Source organism: Baia soyae, assembly GCF_004341445.1.
GTDB classification, from domain to species: domain Bacteria; phylum Bacillota; class Bacilli; order Thermoactinomycetales; family Thermoactinomycetaceae; genus Baia; species Baia soyae.
In genome coordinates, this window is the sequence record NZ_SLXV01000056.1 from 1 (window position 1) to 16,630 (window position 16,630).

Annotated in this window: 16 protein-coding genes and 2 pseudogenes; 3 read left to right on the forward strand and 15 right to left on the reverse strand. The window is 40.3% G+C overall.

Features of this window, described 5'->3' with window-relative positions:
• Positions 1 to 318 precede the first annotated feature (318 nt).
• The 10 genes from EDD57_RS13225 to EDD57_RS13270 form a co-directional block, all read right to left on the reverse strand.
• On the reverse strand, positions 319 to 1,677 hold the full coding sequence (locus EDD57_RS13225; RefSeq protein WP_131849890.1) for an MATE family efflux transporter: 1,359 nt from the start codon (positions 1,675 to 1,677) through the stop codon (positions 319 to 321).
• Complete coding sequence (locus EDD57_RS13230; RefSeq protein WP_243649559.1) at positions 1,652 to 1,843, reverse strand: metal-sensing transcriptional repressor; 192 nt, start codon at positions 1,841 to 1,843, stop codon at positions 1,652 to 1,654. The genes EDD57_RS13225 and EDD57_RS13230 overlap by 26 nt, the downstream gene beginning before the upstream one ends.
• Before the next feature lie 168 nt (positions 1,844 to 2,011).
• Complete coding sequence (locus EDD57_RS13235; RefSeq protein ID WP_131849892.1) at positions 2,012 to 2,326, reverse strand: (2Fe-2S) ferredoxin domain-containing protein; 315 nt, start codon at positions 2,324 to 2,326, stop codon at positions 2,012 to 2,014.
• Positions 2,326 to 3,150, reverse strand: a complete 825-nt coding sequence (locus EDD57_RS13240) for a hypothetical protein (protein WP_131849893.1) — start codon at positions 3,148 to 3,150, stop codon at positions 2,326 to 2,328. Before EDD57_RS13240 ends, EDD57_RS13235 begins: the two co-directional genes overlap by 1 nt.
• A 29-nt stretch (positions 3,151 to 3,179) precedes the next feature.
• Positions 3,180 to 5,591, reverse strand: coding sequence for a heavy metal translocating P-type ATPase (locus tag EDD57_RS13245; protein ID WP_131849894.1), 2,412 nt, complete (start codon positions 5,589 to 5,591; stop codon positions 3,180 to 3,182).
• A gap of 83 nt (positions 5,592 to 5,674) precedes the next feature.
• Positions 5,675 to 5,875 (reverse strand): cation transporter, encoded by a 201-nt coding sequence (locus EDD57_RS13250; RefSeq protein ID WP_131849895.1) that lies wholly within the window; start codon positions 5,873 to 5,875, stop codon positions 5,675 to 5,677.
• A gap of 15 nt (positions 5,876 to 5,890) precedes the next feature.
• Positions 5,891 to 6,220, reverse strand: coding sequence for a metal-sensitive transcriptional regulator (locus tag EDD57_RS13255; RefSeq protein WP_131849896.1), 330 nt, complete (start codon positions 6,218 to 6,220; stop codon positions 5,891 to 5,893).
• A gap of 172 nt (positions 6,221 to 6,392) precedes the next feature.
• Positions 6,393 to 6,947: a YdhK family protein gene (locus EDD57_RS13260; RefSeq protein WP_243649561.1), complete on the reverse strand. Its 555-nt coding sequence runs from the start codon at positions 6,945 to 6,947 to the stop codon at positions 6,393 to 6,395.
• Positions 6,948 to 7,030: 83 nt separating this feature from the next.
• On the reverse strand, positions 7,031 to 7,930 hold the full coding sequence (locus tag EDD57_RS13265; protein WP_243649562.1) for an IS3 family transposase: 900 nt from the start codon (positions 7,928 to 7,930) through the stop codon (positions 7,031 to 7,033).
• Positions 7,915 to 8,175, reverse strand: coding sequence for a transposase (locus EDD57_RS13270; RefSeq protein ID WP_131849898.1), 261 nt, complete (start codon positions 8,173 to 8,175; stop codon positions 7,915 to 7,917). The genes EDD57_RS13265 and EDD57_RS13270 overlap by 16 nt, the downstream gene beginning before the upstream one ends.
• Before the next feature lie 209 nt (positions 8,176 to 8,384).
• Here EDD57_RS13270 and EDD57_RS13275 point away from each other — a divergent pair, with 209 nt between their 5' ends.
• Positions 8,385 to 9,236 (forward strand): cupin domain-containing protein, encoded by an 852-nt coding sequence (locus EDD57_RS13275; protein ID WP_243649560.1) that lies wholly within the window; start codon positions 8,385 to 8,387, stop codon positions 9,234 to 9,236.
• 270 nt (positions 9,237 to 9,506) lie between these two features.
• Here the strand turns inward: EDD57_RS13275 and EDD57_RS13280 are convergent, their stop codons facing one another.
• From EDD57_RS13280 to EDD57_RS13300, 5 genes and pseudogenes are all read right to left on the reverse strand, one after another.
• Positions 9,507 to 9,683 (reverse strand): transposase, encoded by a 177-nt coding sequence (locus EDD57_RS13280; protein ID WP_131849900.1) that lies wholly within the window; start codon positions 9,681 to 9,683, stop codon positions 9,507 to 9,509.
• Positions 9,684 to 9,948: 265 nt separating this feature from the next.
• Positions 9,949 to 10,566, reverse strand: a complete 618-nt coding sequence (locus EDD57_RS13285; RefSeq protein ID WP_131849901.1) for a hypothetical protein — start codon at positions 10,564 to 10,566, stop codon at positions 9,949 to 9,951.
• A 157-nt stretch (positions 10,567 to 10,723) separates the two neighbouring features.
• Positions 10,724 to 11,953 (reverse strand): annotated as a pseudogene (locus tag EDD57_RS13290) (SulP family inorganic anion transporter); the annotation flags it as partial.
• 82 nt (positions 11,954 to 12,035) lie between these two features.
• Positions 12,036 to 12,299, reverse strand: a complete 264-nt coding sequence (locus EDD57_RS13295; RefSeq protein ID WP_131849902.1) for a type II toxin-antitoxin system RelE family toxin — start codon at positions 12,297 to 12,299, stop codon at positions 12,036 to 12,038.
• Positions 12,268 to 12,528 carry a hypothetical protein gene (locus EDD57_RS13300; protein WP_131849903.1) on the reverse strand — a complete coding sequence of 87 codons (261 nt, stop codon included), beginning with the start codon at positions 12,526 to 12,528 and terminating at the stop codon, positions 12,268 to 12,270. The genes EDD57_RS13295 and EDD57_RS13300 overlap by 32 nt, the downstream gene beginning before the upstream one ends.
• 146 nt (positions 12,529 to 12,674) lie before the next feature.
• Here EDD57_RS13300 and EDD57_RS13305 point away from each other — a divergent pair, with 146 nt between their 5' ends.
• A complete protein-coding gene (locus tag EDD57_RS13305) occupies positions 12,675 to 13,592 on the forward strand; it encodes a tyrosine-type recombinase/integrase (protein ID WP_131849904.1) in 918 nt (305 codons plus the stop codon).
• 31 nt (positions 13,593 to 13,623) lie between these two features.
• Positions 13,624 to 16,499: pseudogene (locus tag EDD57_RS13310) on the forward strand (Tn3 family transposase).
• The last annotated feature ends 131 nt before the right edge of the window (positions 16,500 to 16,630 follow it).

The following is a 16,630-nucleotide window of genomic DNA, read 5'->3' on the forward strand; positions in this document are numbered from 1 at the left end:
GAGCCGTATGATGGGAAACTGTCACGTACGGTTCTTAGGGGGGAAGGGTTCCGAAAGGAACCTGACCTACCCGACACATAAGCCTTATCGGACATAAAAACAAGGGTTATTCATTTTTGATTAACCCTTGCTACAAGGCTTGGTCACAGGTGAAGTAGGGAGCCAAGCACCAGAGGTGCATCAACTCCCCCTTCCCGAACCGTACGTGCGACTTTCACCGCATACGGCTCTTCAAGAATCTACAAGACTATCTGGGATCATAAGCTAAATGGGGTATGGCAACCAAAAGCAATATGCAAATAGACAAATCAAAACTTCTTATGTCTTAGATAGCCTAGTTAAACTAAATCTCAAGCCGAGGAAAATAGCTCTCAATACATTATCTAATAGAATGGCAACCCATACTCCTGGTAATCCCCAACCTAGCCATATTGCCAGGACATACACACCAACAAATCGGACTACCCATATACCAATTGTAGTTGAGATCATGGGGCCTTTTGTATCTCCGGCTCCATTCAGCGCCCCTGTTAAAACTAATACAATCGCTAACGGAATTTCCTTAAAAGCATCAATTTTAAGTGCCAATTCAACCTGCTGGATCACACTAGTGTCTGTAGTGAAAAACTGTGCACACCACCCTCCACCAAAAAACTCAAATATACCTAATAAGCCCATAATGACCGCACATATCCCAGTTGCAATCCAACCATATTGCCAAGCATCTTTTATTTTTTTAGCACCTAAACTTTGCCCCACTAATGTGGCAACCGCTATGGCGAATCCGTATCCTGGTAAGTACGAGAATGATTCAATATTTCCCGCAATTTGATGCGCAGCGAATGTGTATGTTCCTAGGGAAAGAATGACTCCGAAATAGAGTACCTGCCCAAATCGCATAATTAAACGTTCGATAGCCGCAGGCGTACTTATATGGGCGATGGTTTTAAGAATAGACCGGTCAGATTTCCAACCTTTTGACCATCCTTTCCCGATATTCGTTTTGCTTTTTTGGAGATGCTTCCACAAAAGGATTATTCCTACTATACGACTCAAAACAGTTGCGATAGCCGCACCAGTAACACCTAATTCTGGTATAGGGCCGAGGCCAAAAATGAATATATAATCCAAGACAAGGTGAATTACATTCATCCAAATACCAGCTTTCATAGGCGAAACGGTATCTCCTGCTCCTCGAAGAAGGCTTCCTAAGCCAAACATTAAAGAAATGACAATAGATGGAACAGCTACAAAACGCAAATAGATCACTCCTTGCTCTAAGACAGAAGATTCAGCTCCAAATGCTCGCAAAAGGGGTTCCGCTACAAATAAAGTTACGATTCCAAATATAACTCCGATCCAAACGCTTAATAGAACAGATTGCTTCGCAACTGTTTGAGCTTTTTGAATGTCATTTGCCCCAATCGCTTTGGCAATTAGAGAGGTACTTCCCACTCCAATCGCCATGAATACAGCAAAGTATACTTGTAGAATCGTTTGTGTAATCCCTATGGCTGAAACCTCTATAAGTCCTAGCTTTGAAACGAATAGTGTATCTACAAAGCCAACTAATGTTTGAAGTGAATTTTCTATAATAGCTGGCCAAGCGAGAGATAAAACAAGACATAGCTTCTGCCAGTTTGAAGAATAGTTACCTAATGAATTTGTTGAGGGCATCTTGTAGATCCTCCAATACCTTTTCTTCATCTCCAGCACGAACGGCTTCTACTACACAACCTTCGATACGGTCCTGTAAAATTAGTTTCCCTGCGTTATCTAACGCATTTCGTACAGCCGCAATCTGAATAAGTAGATCTCCACAATCACGATCTTGTTGTGTCATTTCTTTGATACCACGTACATGTCTTTCAATACGTGCTAGACGATTTACGATAGCTGGACGATGCTTAGATGGGACAAGGAATCTCATTCCTTAGGGTGGAGGGAGGAACGTCGATCAATCAAAACCTAAATGAAAAAGCGACTTGAGTTATCTTAAAGGCAGCTTCTTTCACTGCTTTATTTCTTCTAAAGTGTGAATAAGATACTCTTCTAAAATATAACCTTCTTGAATAGCTTGGATCAGTTTTGTGGCCAACCCGGGTCGTACCAATCCGTACCAATTTCCTTGAGGGTACTCAATTACAATAGGCCCCTGTTGGCACTGCCCGTTGCATTTCGTGAGTGTAGTGTGGATTTGTTCGGTAAGTCCCTGTCTATCAATCTCTTGACGAATGGTGGAAGCGAAGTAGCTTCCACCATTTCGTAAGCAAGTCTTCCCGTTACAAATAAGTAAGTGTGTACGTACTTGTGTTAGATCAACCATTAGGATACTTTCACCACAAACGGAACGGTAAATACTTTCCCATTTCGTTGAAATTGCCCCCAGATTTTATAGTTCCCTTTCACTGGGAATGTGGTATGAAACTTTGCATCAGGACCTTTGGCTGCTTCATCCATCGGATGAACATGGAGGTATTTCTCTGTATCTTCACTGATAATCACGACATGACCAACGGCTCCTAGATAAGGCTCTAGATCTGTAACTGGCTTTTTTGATATAGCATCTTTGAATTGGAAGTTGAGCATGACTTCTTCGTTTACTTTCGCTTGTTTATCGAAAGAAAGAGTTATTTCTTTCCCATCTACTATCTTGGTAAGATTAGAGTCTGGCTGTAAAGGTTGTTTTGCTTGTTTCTCTCCTCCAACCTCTGTCCAATGGGTTTGAACGGTCTGTGTCCCATTTTCAGGAATAAAATCAGCAAACATTTTATATTTTCCAGCTGAAGCGAATGGTACTATTACTTCAAATCGTCCTTGTCCCTTGAATTCAGGATGTATATGCTCGAATGTAGCTAAATCTTCACTCACCACAATGAGATGCATTTTCCTTTCATGATTCATTTTAAAATCTTGAATGGGTTTCCCACTGTGGTCGTTGACTTGAATCGTAAGTTTCTCCTCTTGATTAGCAGTAGGAGATTGATTAAAAGACCACTCCAGATGAACCTTTTCCTCTACTTTTGGTTGGTCTTGATTGGCTTGATGATTTCCATGTTCATTCTTTCCCTTGATTTCATTCGTATTACACCCCGATAAAATCAAAGCCCCACTCAAAACGATCATTCCTAGCACGGTTTTCGTTTTCATTCGAATCACCTCTCCTTATTTTCATAAAGCTAGATTTTTACTCGTTGAAGACGTAGTGCATTTAATACAACGGAAACAGAACTAAAAGCCATCGCTGCCCCTGCTAACCAAGGCGCTAGTAATCCTAATGCAGCAACAGGAATTCCTACTACGTTATAGGCAAGTGCCCAAAACAAGTTTTGTTTTATATTTCTCATGGTCTTCCTGCTCAAGAGTATAGCATCAGTAATTCGGTTTAAATCCCCTTGAATCAAAGTCACATCAGCGGCTTCCATCGCTACATCTGTTCCAGTTCCAATCGCCATCCCGATGTTTGCAGTGGCAAGAGCAGGGGCATCATTGATTCCATCACCTACCATCGCTACTTTCTTGCCTTCCCTCTGTAATTTTTTAATTTCTTCTGCTTTGCCTTCGGGCAAGATCTCTGCTAAGACTTGGTGGACTCCTACTTCATAACCAATCGCTTGGGCGGTACGCTCATTGTCTCCTGTAATCATGATGACTTTGAGGCCTAGTTCTTTCAGACGATGAATGGCTTCTTTGGATGTTTCTTTCACAGTATCTGCAACAGCTAAAAGCCCTGCAAATTGACCATCAACCGCCACTAACATGGCTGTTTTCCCAGATATCTCTAACTCGGACATGGAGTGTTTAATCCATTCTATGTTGACTTGGTGTTGAATCATGAGCTTTCTTGTTCCGATTAGGATGTGTTTACCATGCATATTGGAACGAACACCATAGCCCGGGATTGCTTCAAACTCATCGACTTCCGGTAGTGTGATTCCTTTGTTTTGAATTCCTTCCACAATCGCTTCTGCTAGGGGATGTTCTGAGTTTTTTTCAGTCGCCCCGACCCACTCAAAAAATAATGGTTCATTCATCCCATCAGCCAATAGAACATCTGTTAATTGAGGCTTTCCTTGCGTAATCGTTCCTGTTTTATCTAAAACAATCGTATCAATCTGTTGGGTTGATTCGAGATGTTCACCACCTTTAAACAAGATGCCAAGTTCAGCCGCACGCCCCGAACCTGCCATAATGGAAGTCGGAGTTGCGAGTCCAAGTGCACAAGGGCAAGCAATGACGAGAACTGCAATGGCTTTTTCGAGTGCACGGGCAAACTGACCCGTCTCGATCACGAAGAACCAGATAAAAAAAGTAATGATCGCAATACCTACTACAATCGGAACAAATACACCGGAGATACGATCGGCAATTCGTTGAATAGGGGCTTTAGAACCTTGTGCTTCCTCCACCACTTTAATAATTTGAGCGAGAGCTGTCTCTTTTCCAATTCGAGTCGCCTTGATGATGAGTCGTCCATTTTTATTTAAAGTAGCTCCAATGACGGGATCTCCTACTCGTTTTTCAATCGGGATGCTTTCTCCTGTCAACATGGACTCATCCACGGCAGAACTACCTTCCGCAACTTCTCCATCCACAGGAATTTTTTCACCTGGTTTCACTAGGAGGTAGTCTCCGATCTTCACTTGTTCAATTGGGATCGATTCTTCCTGTCCATCTCGAATGACAAGTGCTGATTTGGCTTGAAGCCCCACGAGCTTTTGGATGGCTTCTGAAGAACGTCCTTTGGCACGAGCTTCAAGTAGCTTCCCAAGGATAATCAGGGTAATCAAAATCGCACTCGTTTCGTAGTACAGTTCCATGGAATGTCCCTCTTGGCGACTCAAAGAGGTAATCGTTATATAAAGACTGTAAAAGTAGGCAGCTGATGTACCTAAAGCAACCAACACATCCATGTTGGCACTTTTGTTGCGAAGTGCTCTATAAGCACCCACATAGAAATGCCCTCCTATGATGAATTGGACAGGAGTAGCTAATGCCAGTTGGAACCATGGGTTCATAAAAAGATCAGGAAGCCAAATCCACGAAGTAAAGGAGAAATGACTCACCATCGCCCATAAAAGTGGGAGAGTAAGAACTACTGAGAGTATCAACTTTCGTTGTTGTTTCTGAATTTCATTTCTTCTAGAATCGGATGGATTTAATTGATCTTGTTTCATCAGGGTCTGATAGCCAAGTTGCTCCACTTTTTGAATCATATCTGCCGAAGTCACTTGGCCAGTAGTGTACTCTACTCTGGCTGTTTCAAGAGTAAAGTTCACTGTCGCTTGGATAACCCCTGGTAAACGACTTAACCCTTTTTCAATTCGATTTGCACATGCTGCACATGTCATCCCAACTAGCTGGAACTCGACAGTCTCTTTAACGATTTGATATCCTAATGATACAATTTTTTCTTCAAGCTCATGAATATTCGTTTGATCCGGATCATAAGAAACGGTTACTTGCTCTAAGGCAAAGTTAACATTAGCTTCGACGACTCCATCGATTTTGCTTAATCCCTTTTCAATCCGGTTGGCACAAGCGGCGCATGTCATACCACTAATCTGTAAAACAATTTGTTTTGTAGACATAAGGATGCTCCCTTCTAAAAAGGATGTACATATACCCTATATAGGTATATAAAAGACAAAAAAATTTTGCGCCTAGTTTTGGATTAAACGACATTATATCCTTGATCTTCAATGATTTGTTGAATCTGCTCTCGATTCATCTGAGTTTCATCATATTCTACGGATACAGTTCTACTCGCAAGATCCACTTTGGCTTGAACATTGACCTTCTTTAATGCTTCTTCAATGGATCTAACACAGTGATTGCAGGACATTCCTTCTACATGCAATACTTCCTTTTTCATCTGAGTTTCCTCCTATTATTTCATCAACTTTTTTATGGTTGTCATCACCTCATCAATGACTTCCGTATCACCTTCCTGCAAACGCTCCATCACACAACTCTTCATGTGAGCTTCCAGAAGTATTCTGCCTACGCTATTTAATGCAGACTGAACGGCTGAGATTTGATTTAGTACATCGTCACAATAAGTATCCTTTTCGATTAGGTTTTTTACACCACGAATTTGACCCTCAATTCGATTTAAACGAGTCGTTAAGTTATGCTTGGTTTTTTCTGAATGATGACTTTTTCTATTACTAACACAACCAGTTTCAGTTGGGCCTATGTGATCCGAAGCCTCTGTCATGACAAATTCACCACCTTACTTTGAGGATAATATACCATACCCCCTTACAGTATGTAAAGGATGGAATGACTTATTAAAATTGAGTTGTTAACGGTAAAGAAGTCCGTTCTACTAATAAAAATGGCTCACTGTCCACACAGTGAGCGGTTAGTGCCTCGAGAACGAGTAGTCATTAGGGCTTTTGTATTGCTTTAAGTTCACTCTCCGTTACCCACTTGTGATTCTTTACTCGTTTTCCTCCAGTAGTAGGGGTGTAGTCGATCATATATACAGTCGTTTTTTCACCTGATTCAATGATTGCAGTTGCCCCCTTCATCCCTTTGTGGTGATCGGCTTTTAGAATCACTTCTGTTCGTGGTTTGAAAGGGATATTTCCTGCATTTTCGATCTCTTCCTGAACGACCCATTTATGATTTTTTACTTTTTCTCCCCCAGTGGTGGGCGTATATGTAACGATATAGGCAATCGTATCATACGCACCTACAATGGTTGCAATTGCTCCTTTCATTCCTTTCATGTGATCAGCTCTGATGATAGCTTGACTTCCAACTTTATAAGTGGGATTCTCTGCTTTTTTAAATCCTTTGGTTTCTTTATCAGAATTGGAATGATCCATCTCTGTAGTTCTATTGTCGGGTGGAGTGTTATGATTAGCGGCTTTTCCTCCGCTTACATTACTAAAACCAACAAGGGTAACAAGAGCAAGGCAAAACAGAAATTTCTTAATCAAGACCACCTCACTTGATTAAGCTGTCATCTGACTGGATCTATGTCAAGTTAGTGGACAGAAAATAATAGACAATCAAACGGCTATGTGTGAATGGAGGAAATCCTCCATTTGTTGAGGGGTTTTGTAACCAATCCCACTGTGAATACGATTTCGATTATAACGGCCCTCAATAAATTCAAAAATTCGATAGCATCCTCGTAAGAATGCAGAGTGGTTAAGTAGACAAATTCCTTTTTGAAGATAGCATGAAAACTTTCGATAGGAGCATTATCATAGGGACATCCTTTGGCTGAGAAGGATTGCTTAAAGCCATTCGTATTTACTGTGTGACGATATTTGTTGCTGGTATATTGGCTTCCCCGGTCAGAATGAAGGATGCATCCCTTAGCTGGTTTCTGAGTTGCTATGGCATGATCGAGAGCTTGCAATACACATTCTTTGTCCATCGTTTTACTGAAATGCCAGCCGACAATTTTATTGGTTGCTAGATCCATAATAGAAGCAAGATAACACCAACCATTGCGGGATGTGTGGACGTAAGTGATATCACTTACCCACTTCTCGTTTCGCCTGGATGAATGGAAATCCCGTTTTAACAAATCTTGTCCGCCTTGATAGATTTTCCTATCCGACCTGAAAGGTCGATATTTCTTCAGTACCACAGATCGAAGTCCTAATCGTCTCATGATACGTTGAATGCGCTTGAGACTATAGGCGAATGGCAAAGCATTTGTTCGCTTCAGCTCTGCATATATTTTAGGGGCGCCGTAGATCCCTTTCTGCGCATGATAAACACGCTTGACTTCTTGCTCAAGCTGTTTATTTTCATGTTGAAGTCGTCCTGCTTCACGAGGAGAGGTACAGAAATAATAGCTACTCCTTTGAAGTCCTAGGACTTCACAAACCGTTCGGAGGGGATAGGATCGATCTTGGGTTTTCACGAAATAAGCAAGCTGGGTAGGGCCTATCTCTTGGCGAATATGGTCATAGCCTTTTTTAAAATATCGTTCTCCATTTCGAGTTGCCGAATGCGGGCTTGGAACTGCTTTACTTCCAAGACAGTAACAGACTGATGATCGACTGAGATTTCTTTCGCATCGTTTACCCATTTATAGATTGTTGCTCTGCTGATACCATATTCGCGTGTTATTTCTGCTCCAGATTTCCCATTGTGATAAAGCTCTACGATTGTATCCTTGAATTCTTGGGTGTAGGGTTTGCTCATCGGGGGTTCACAACCTTTCAGATTTTATTGTATCTGTCTTTTTGGTTGTGTCCACTAACTTGACATAGATCCAGAATCTGGGTGTTTGAAAAATGACACAAATAAGAAGGACGGCTCCAAGTTTCCAAATGATTAACAATCCAAACTACATTGAAATACATAGTATATAGGGTGAATCCCTATATACTATGTATGAAGAGGTGGGCATATTGTCTTATGAGCTTGGCATGTATGGTCGATATCCTAGTTGCGCAGGCGATATAGAAAACATATTTTCTGTAATGCAAAGAGAGGCTACTGCTATTGATTGTTATAACCGGTTAGCTCAGTACTCCTCTGATCTAAATCATAAAAATAATATCCTTCAAGCTTTAGAAGATACAAAACTTCATCTGAGTCAACTTACCGAATTCTATGTAAATATTACTAGAAGACAGCCTAGGCACGAAATTAAGAGAGTTACATTCAATACCTACAAAGAGGGTTTACAAAAGGCACAACGAATAGCAGAGAAGACCTACGAAAAATACCGAAATCTGTATTTACTTACTCAGCATTCACCACTTCAATATGTATGCTGGAGAGCATGCAACAGCAAGGTAAATCTTGCTCATTTGTTTCGTACTTTATCCTTCACTCAAGACAAGATTGATTTACAAGATTATGGAAAAGATTCATTTGTTGTAGATATTAATAAGGCAGCCAAGCAAAATAACACATTTCGGACTGCCTTATGGACAGGAGATCATCTTCAAGTTACTCTGATGAGAATCAATGTTGGGGATGACATCGGATTAGAGGTTCACCCTGCCGTGGATCAATTCTTACGAATTGAAGAGGGGCAAGGTTTGGTTCTAATGGGGGATAGCAGGAATCAATTGAATTTTAAAGCTAAGGTCTATGATGATTATGCCATTATGATACCGGCGGGTAAATGGCATAATCTAATTAATACAGGAGACAAACCATTGAAACTTTACTCGATTTATGCGCCACCTGAGCATCCTTTCGGTACTGTTCATGAAACAAAGAACGACGCGATGGAAGCTGAGGATAAATGAACAGATTGGACGGAAACACCCAAGCATCTCTTAGAGTAAGAAAAAACGCTAGGCCTATCACTTTTGATGGCTTAGCGTTTATTTTCGTTAAAATGTTGGCTGCCTCTAATGCTTTATGGCATTCGACTAATTTTTCCCAATCTAACATCATTTATCACCTCATCAATATATAGACATATGCTTATATGATTGTCAAAAAGACAGCCCATTATCGCGGGCTTCAAATTCCATTATTTGAGCAAATTGCACTTCGTCGTTCAGTTGCTGGTTCTACCCCTCATAGGCTATCTGAAACGCTTCATCCCCATGCCTTTTATACTTATTTACCCACTGTTTTAAAAGAGTAAGGTTTACTTGATGTTTCTTCGCAATTCCTTCATATGACTCGACGCCGTCGAGGTAGTCTTGTATAGCATTCAATTTTACCTCTAAAGAATATTTAGTCATAGAAAAAGCACCTCCAACTGTTGGTTTTGTGTCCAACAATTGGGGTGCAGTTCATGAGACGGGAAGACAACTTCTTTCTTTATTTGGGTGAAATCGGAAATCGCCACGATACGTATATCATACCATATATACAGAATATATACGACTCTTACTATTCCAAAACTCATCTACAACTGTATGGAAACCATAGTCGATTATTGATGCTATTGACACCGATGCTATAAATTTACCTTTATAACATCGGTTTTTATGAGAGGACCCCCTATCAGATGTTCATTTTTTCTTTTGCGGAATGAAAATAGTGAAAATCCTTTGTTAGGTCTTTTAATCCAGTTTCTAATATTACTAGTGCCTCTGGACTTTTATAGTAATTCAATCTGTCCAAATAGAAATCTAGATCGGCATGGAGCCTAATCACATAATCAAATTGATTACTTTCCATGATTAACTTCGATAAATCTTTTGCGAATGCTTCGCCTAATAACTGAACACTAGGAGTTTCTAACCACTTATTAATGACCACAACAGGAGGAGTAGAATCTTTTCGAAAGTCTTTTCCTGGTATCTGTTCCCAAAAGGAATCCCATTCGCTAAGAAGGCCTGTTTCGTGGAAAATAAATTTCAAAAAACCACATAACCATGCTGTGCAACTAATGTTTCGCTGTTGACAACCTACCCCTTGTTTTAAATGAGAGCAACCTGTACAACAAGAACCTCCGTGCAGGATGCAAACTTGGCAAATAGATGGAGACCCAATCCCTTCGAGATATTTTAACCCGAATTGTATCAATTCTTCTTTTGTCGTTAGATGTTGATCGCCTTGTGTATTTTCTTTGTGAGGAACAAACATTTCTCTAGCATCATTGACGTTCTTATCTCCCACGGATAACAGTCCCTTTTGTTCGAATATGTTTTATACTGAGCTAACACCAAAAGAAGAAGGCCTGCTGACCTGTGGGGCCCTTATTCTCCTAGATTTTTACCTTCAGTTATAGCATAGCTTGATGGAGATGTACCAAGATGCTTTATAGATCAGTTTTTGAGGGCTTACGTCTTCTCAGGAGAACGGACAAGAGAAGGCCGATGCCGACCGCTGTAGTCAGGCTTGTAAAAATAGTGAGGAAGAACGTTGCCAGCAATACAAGAGAATCGCCTGTCTTTGTTTTTAGCACTTGTATAAAATATTTTCGTTCACTCATATTCCAAGCAACTACCATTAAGATCGGAGTCATACTTGCTAGTGGAATATGAGCAGTGTAAGGAGCCAGTAATAGCAACGTCAAAAAAACAAACAATCCATGAGTCACTCCCGAGATTGGAGATGTAGCTCCGCTTTTAATATTAGTAGCTGTCCGAGCAATTGCGCCGGTGGCTGGGATTCCTCCGACCAGAGGTGTGATGATGTTTGCGATCCCCTGACCAAACAGCTCACGATTACTATTATGCTTTGTGTGGGTCATCCCATCTGCAACAACAGCAGATAAGAGAGACTCGATCCCACCCAAGATGGCAATCAAAAAAGCAGGAGCCAACAACATTTGAATCCGTTCTAATGTAATATCAGGCATGTGGAATGATGGAAGAGTACTCGGAATCGAACCAAATATAGTACCGATCGTAGGGACATGACCTGAAAAAAATAACGTTGCTATGGCGGTGGAAACAGTCAAACCGATTAATGACCCTGGTACTCGGGGAAGTAGCATTGTTGTAAGCAAGATAACCACCAAACAGATCACAGCAGTAGTGACACTATATGGGTTAATCGAACCAAGATGAACGATGATTTCTGTGATATTCGCGATAAATTGCTCATGCTTTTCCATTCCTGTCAAACCCAAAAAATCGGCAATTTGTCCTGTGAAGATAATAACGGCAATTCCCGAAGTAAATCCGATGATAACCGGTTGTGGGATGTATTTAATGAATGAGCCCAGTTTAAAAATCCCCATCAAACACAGCATGATTCCTGCTATCAAGCCAGCGATCAATAAATTTTCATATCCATAATTGAGCACAATTCCTAGGAGGATCGGAATAAAAGCCCCCGTTGGACCCCCAATTTGAAATCTCGAACCACCTAACAGTGAAATCAGTACACCCGCTATAATCGTAGTATAAATCCCATACTCAGGCTTCACACCAGAAGCAATGGCAAAAGACATAGCCAGTGGAAGGGAAATGATACCTACAATCGTTCCTGCGAGGAGATCCTTTCGAAGATGTTTCCATGAATATCCTTGATACCTACTAAAAAATGAACCTTTCATGATGTGATGAACTTTCTTTTCCATATAGTCGTAACGATTTCTGATTTCTTCCAAAGAAGGCATCTTCTTTCTTTTGGATTGATTACTTATAGATTCCGCCCCGTGAATCAATAGTGCGTATGTATACCATTTTTTCAGTTTGATCTATTTCAAAAAGGATCCGATAGGTCCCAATTCTTAACCGATAAAGACCGATATATCCTTTCATTGGTTTGATATCACCAATAGGAGGATTTTCAAGCAGTCCCTGCAATCCAGTTGCAATTCGTTTCTGGATTGCTTTTTCATTCTTAGCTAGAAATTTGGCTGCATCTTTACGGTAGATCAACTTGTAGCCCGAACTCACGCTTTGCTTCCTCCCCCGTGACATATCCAGCCTTACTTTTCAACTGGCGAATTTCTTCTTCGCTCAGTGGTTCATCATCGGGTTCCATTTTATCGATCTCTTCCCAACTGGGGCTAGGATGCCTGGGATAACGAGCAGATAGGAACTGCGCATAATCAAAAATGGACTGTTGAGCATTTTCTGGAAGAAGATCAAACAATTTAACTAAGTCTTCTCGATTAATTGCCATGTGAATAGTCTCCCCTTTCAATGTCCGATAACATAGATTAGCGGATATAACATTTTGATTTTTATACTCTTGATGTCCGATAAGGCTTTAGATAAGATAAGAATATCATGTCCTGTAAGGTAAGTCAATTTTAACGGAGGTATATCATGTCATCATCCCATCGTATTTCTGGGCAAGCCGAAGAGTGGATCCAGCGTTTTATTTTTGATCTGCGAACAAAAGAAGATTTAAATCCGAAAACATTAAATCACTATGCAAGTGATCTTCGACACTTTGCTCAATGGATCGAAACCAGTTGGAATGAGCATCAGGAACAAGAGACTTTATTTGATCCAGCCAAAATTGCAACTCCTATGATGATTCGTTATCGGGAGTTTATGCAAACGGTTATCTCGTTAAAGCCCACAACGATTAATCGCCGACTCAATACGTTAAAACGATTTTTCTTTTGGGCAACCCAAGAAGGGATTATATCTATAAACGTATCGAAACCAGTGAAGTTGGTGGAGGAAGAGAAGACCAGTCCCATGCGTATGACAGATTGGGATGAGTCATCCCTAGTAGGAGCTGTGCAGAAGTTCGGGAACCTACGAGATCAAACGTTAATTCTTCTCATGCTTCATACGGGCTTACGCTCGATGGAAGTCTGCGATGTAACGTTAAAAGATATTCAATTAGGAAAGCGTAGCGGTAATCTCCATGTAATAGGGAAACGAAACAAACATAGAGATGTACCTCTGAATGCAACGATTCGTAATGCCTTAGAGATCTACCTAGCCACTTTGCCAGAAAATAGTGAGTTTCTTTTCGTCTCCGAAAAAACAGGAGGTCGCTTGGGAGAACGGGGCTTACGATATATCATTCAGAAGTATATGAAATACGCTAAGCTGGAGTTTAGTGCCCATGATCTCCGTCATCGCTTTGGTTATGTAATGGCGGAAAGAACTCCCCTACACCGATTGGCACAAATTATGGGTCATGACAGCTTGGACACTACTATGATCTATGTTCAAGCTACTCAAGCCGATTTGCAAACAGAAGTCGAGAAAATTGCATGGACCTAGCCGTATTATAGCGTAAATGGGAAATGAATCATTGGCATCTATTGAGAGAACAGCTTACCCTAGACTGAAGAAAAGATATTCGAATGATGATCTTCGTAGTGTGAATACACCCACTACTCAAGAATTAAGCTTTATTTATGCACAAGCCCGTGGGTCAGAGAACATATTAAATATGACTCTGTTGCTAAAAGTGTTTCAGCGATTAGGGCACTTTCCGAGACTAGAAGATATTCCAGATCAATTGGTTTCACATATACGAACTTGCTTAAACATGGAGGCAAATATTATCTCCAAATATGATAACAAAAGAACCTTATATCGACATCACAAAGCGATTAGAGAATTCTTGCAGGTTTCTCCTTATAATAGTGCTAATCGAAAACAGCTCATAAAAATTATGTCCGATGTAGCTCTAGTAAAGGATAATCCAGCTGATATTATCAATGCTACCATTGATGAAATGATTCATTCTCGTATGGAGTTACCTGCATTTAGCACATTGGATCGCTTATCGAATGAATAACCTTCTAATAAAGAAGGCAGACAGCGATTTCAGTAATTTCAATCGGTTTAAAAAGCTCCCTAAAAACCCAACATTAGGTAATTTGAGAAGCTTAATCGATCACCTGATCTGGTTGCAATCTTTTGGAGATATGAAAGCGTATGTACAAGGGATCCCAGTTGCTAAAATCAAACACTTCGCAGCTGAAGCGAAGTCCTTAAAAGCTAAGGAGTTGAGAGATTACACTGAACCAAAAAGGATTACTCTTGTCATATCCTTATTACATCACGCTCAAATGAAAACTCGTGATCATATAACAGAAATGTTTATGAAAAGAATGGGTAATTTACATAATGTAGCAAAAGCTGATTTAAAAACCATGAAAGAACAACATCAAGAGAAAATGGAACACCTTGTGATGGTTTTTAAAGATGTATTACATGCTCTAGATCAGGATGATAACGAAGAACAAGCAAGCCAGCTAGTAATAAGTACCTTAAAAGAAAGAGGTAGCATTAAACAATTGCTGGAAGATTGCGAAGCAGTTTCTGCATCCCACGGCAATAATTACCTGCACTTTATACTCCCTCACTTCCGAAGCTACAGGGCTACCTTGTTTCGTTTAGCAGATCTACTTAACTTCAAATCAACAAGCCAGGATACAGCTTTGATAGATGCGCTAACATTTATCCAGGAAAATCGGCATCGGAAAAGTGATTGGTTACCAGATAGTTTAAATTTGTCTTTTCTAAATGCAGATTGGAAATCATTAGTTCGTGTAAAAAAACGAGTCGGTGGTTGGGAAATATCTCGAAGGCATCTGGAAGCCTGTGTTTTTTCACAAATAGCGACAGAGTTAAAATCAGGCGATATTTGCGTATCAGGTTTCGAATCATTCGATGACTTTCGAGAACAGCTAATTAGTTGGGAAGAATGTAAACCATTGATATCGGATTACTGCAAAGAACTAGACCTACCTGATAAAGCACACGATTTCGTGACTCGTTTAAAGGAAAAGTTGGTGACCTACTCCCATCAAATTGACAAAGAGTTTCCTAGAAACGACAACCTTTCCATTGATAAAAATGGCAAGTTGATATTGAAGAGATATAAAGCAACAGAAGCGAGTGTTGCGGCAAAGGAGTTAGAACGGTTAATCAAAGAACGGATGCCAGAAAGAAATGTAATTGATATTCTTTGTAATGTAGAGCATTGGGTTCGTTGGTCACGACACTTCGGTCCTTTGTCGGGTTCAGATCCAAAGCTACATAATCCTCGTGAAAGATATATTCTAAATACGTTTGCCTATGGATGTAATTTAGGGCCTGCACAAGCAGCACGTCACATAAGAGGAGCTACTACAGCTGATATGCTTTCATATGTAAATCAGAGGCACGTTACAGTAGAAAAGCTCAATCAAGCATCTCGTGATATCATTAATCACTACCATAAGGATTTTGATTTGCCTAAGTTATGGGGAACAGGAAAAAAGGCTGCTGTAGATGGAACTATGTATGATATTTATGAACAAAACCTATTGGCGGAGTATCATATTCGATACGGAGGTTATGGGGCTATTGCATTTCATTTGATAGCCGATAACTATATTGCTCTTTTCAGTCACTTCATTCCATGTGGTGTTTGGGAAGCCGTATATATCATTGAGGTGCTTCTTCAAAATAAGTCCGATGTTCAACCAGATACAGTTCATGCGGATACACAAGGTCAATCCTATCCTGTGTTTGCACTTGCACATCTCTTAGGTATTAAACTTATGCCAAGAATCCGCAATATTAAAGATCGAAGTTTTTTTCGGCCCACAACCGAGACCACTTATCAGCATATCGATTCATTATTCAAAGGTACAATCGATTGGGATCTCATTGAGGCACATTGGGCTGATCTTATGCAAGTAGTGCTTTCGATAAAAAACGGAAAAATTTCTTCTGCCATGATTCTGAGGAAGCTAGGAAATGAGAGCAGGAAAAACAAGTTATATCAAGCCTCTAGAGAACTGGGTAAAGCAATTTGTACGCTTTTCTTGCTTCGTTATGTTTCTGATATCGAGTTAAGACAACAAATTACTAGTGAAACCAACAAAGTAGAAGCGTACCATGGATTTTCGGGATGGTTATGTTTTGGTGGCGACGGAATTATATCTGATAACGATCCAGAGCAGCAAGAAAAAATCATCAAGTATAATGAGCTTGTTTCCAATACCGTCATTTTCCAAAATGTTGTCGATATAACTTCCATTTTACGAGGGCTTGGAAGAGAAGGCTATATAATAGATTCTGAAGATGTTCAACTTGACTGGTCATATAAAGCGCTTTGGAGATTATGTCATTGATTTAGGACAATCACCACAACCGTTTGAGGGTAAATTGGATTTTATGGATACATAGTATTTGTGCCCAACAATTGTTGGGCTTTTGAATTCAATGTCCGATAAGGCTTATGTGTCGGGTAGGTCAGGTTCCTTTCGGAACCCTTCCCCCCTAAGAACCGTACGTGACAGTTTCCCATCATACGGCTC

Coding starts and splice junctions, on each gene's coding strand:
- EDD57_RS13250 (WP_131849895.1), bottom strand. CDS start 5,875: ATGAAAAAGGAAGTATTGCATGTAGAAGGAATGTCCTGCAATCACTGT.
- EDD57_RS13245 (WP_131849894.1), bottom strand. CDS start 5,591: ATGTCTACAAAACAAATTGTTTTACAGATTAGTGGTATGACATGCGCC.
- EDD57_RS13300 (WP_131849903.1), bottom strand. CDS start 12,528: ATGGCAATTAATCGAGAAGACTTAGTTAAATTGTTTGATCTTCTTCCA.
- EDD57_RS13225 (WP_131849890.1), bottom strand. CDS start 1,677: ATGCCCTCAACAAATTCATTAGGTAACTATTCTTCAAACTGGCAGAAG.
- EDD57_RS13230 (WP_243649559.1), bottom strand. CDS start 1,843: ATGACACAACAAGATCGTGATTGTGGAGATCTACTTATTCAGATTGCG.
- EDD57_RS13305 (WP_131849904.1), top strand. CDS start 12,675: ATGTCATCATCCCATCGTATTTCTGGGCAAGCCGAAGAGTGGATCCAG.
- EDD57_RS13270 (WP_131849898.1), bottom strand. CDS start 8,175: ATGAGCAAACCCTACACCCAAGAATTCAAGGATACAATCGTAGAGCTT.
- EDD57_RS13240 (WP_131849893.1), bottom strand. CDS start 3,150: ATGAAAACGAAAACCGTGCTAGGAATGATCGTTTTGAGTGGGGCTTTG.
- EDD57_RS13235 (WP_131849892.1), bottom strand. CDS start 2,326: ATGGTTGATCTAACACAAGTACGTACACACTTACTTATTTGTAACGGG.
- EDD57_RS13280 (WP_131849900.1), bottom strand. CDS start 9,683: ATGACTAAATATTCTTTAGAGGTAAAATTGAATGCTATACAAGACTAC.
- EDD57_RS13255 (WP_131849896.1), bottom strand. CDS start 6,220: ATGACAGAGGCTTCGGATCACATAGGCCCAACTGAAACTGGTTGTGTT.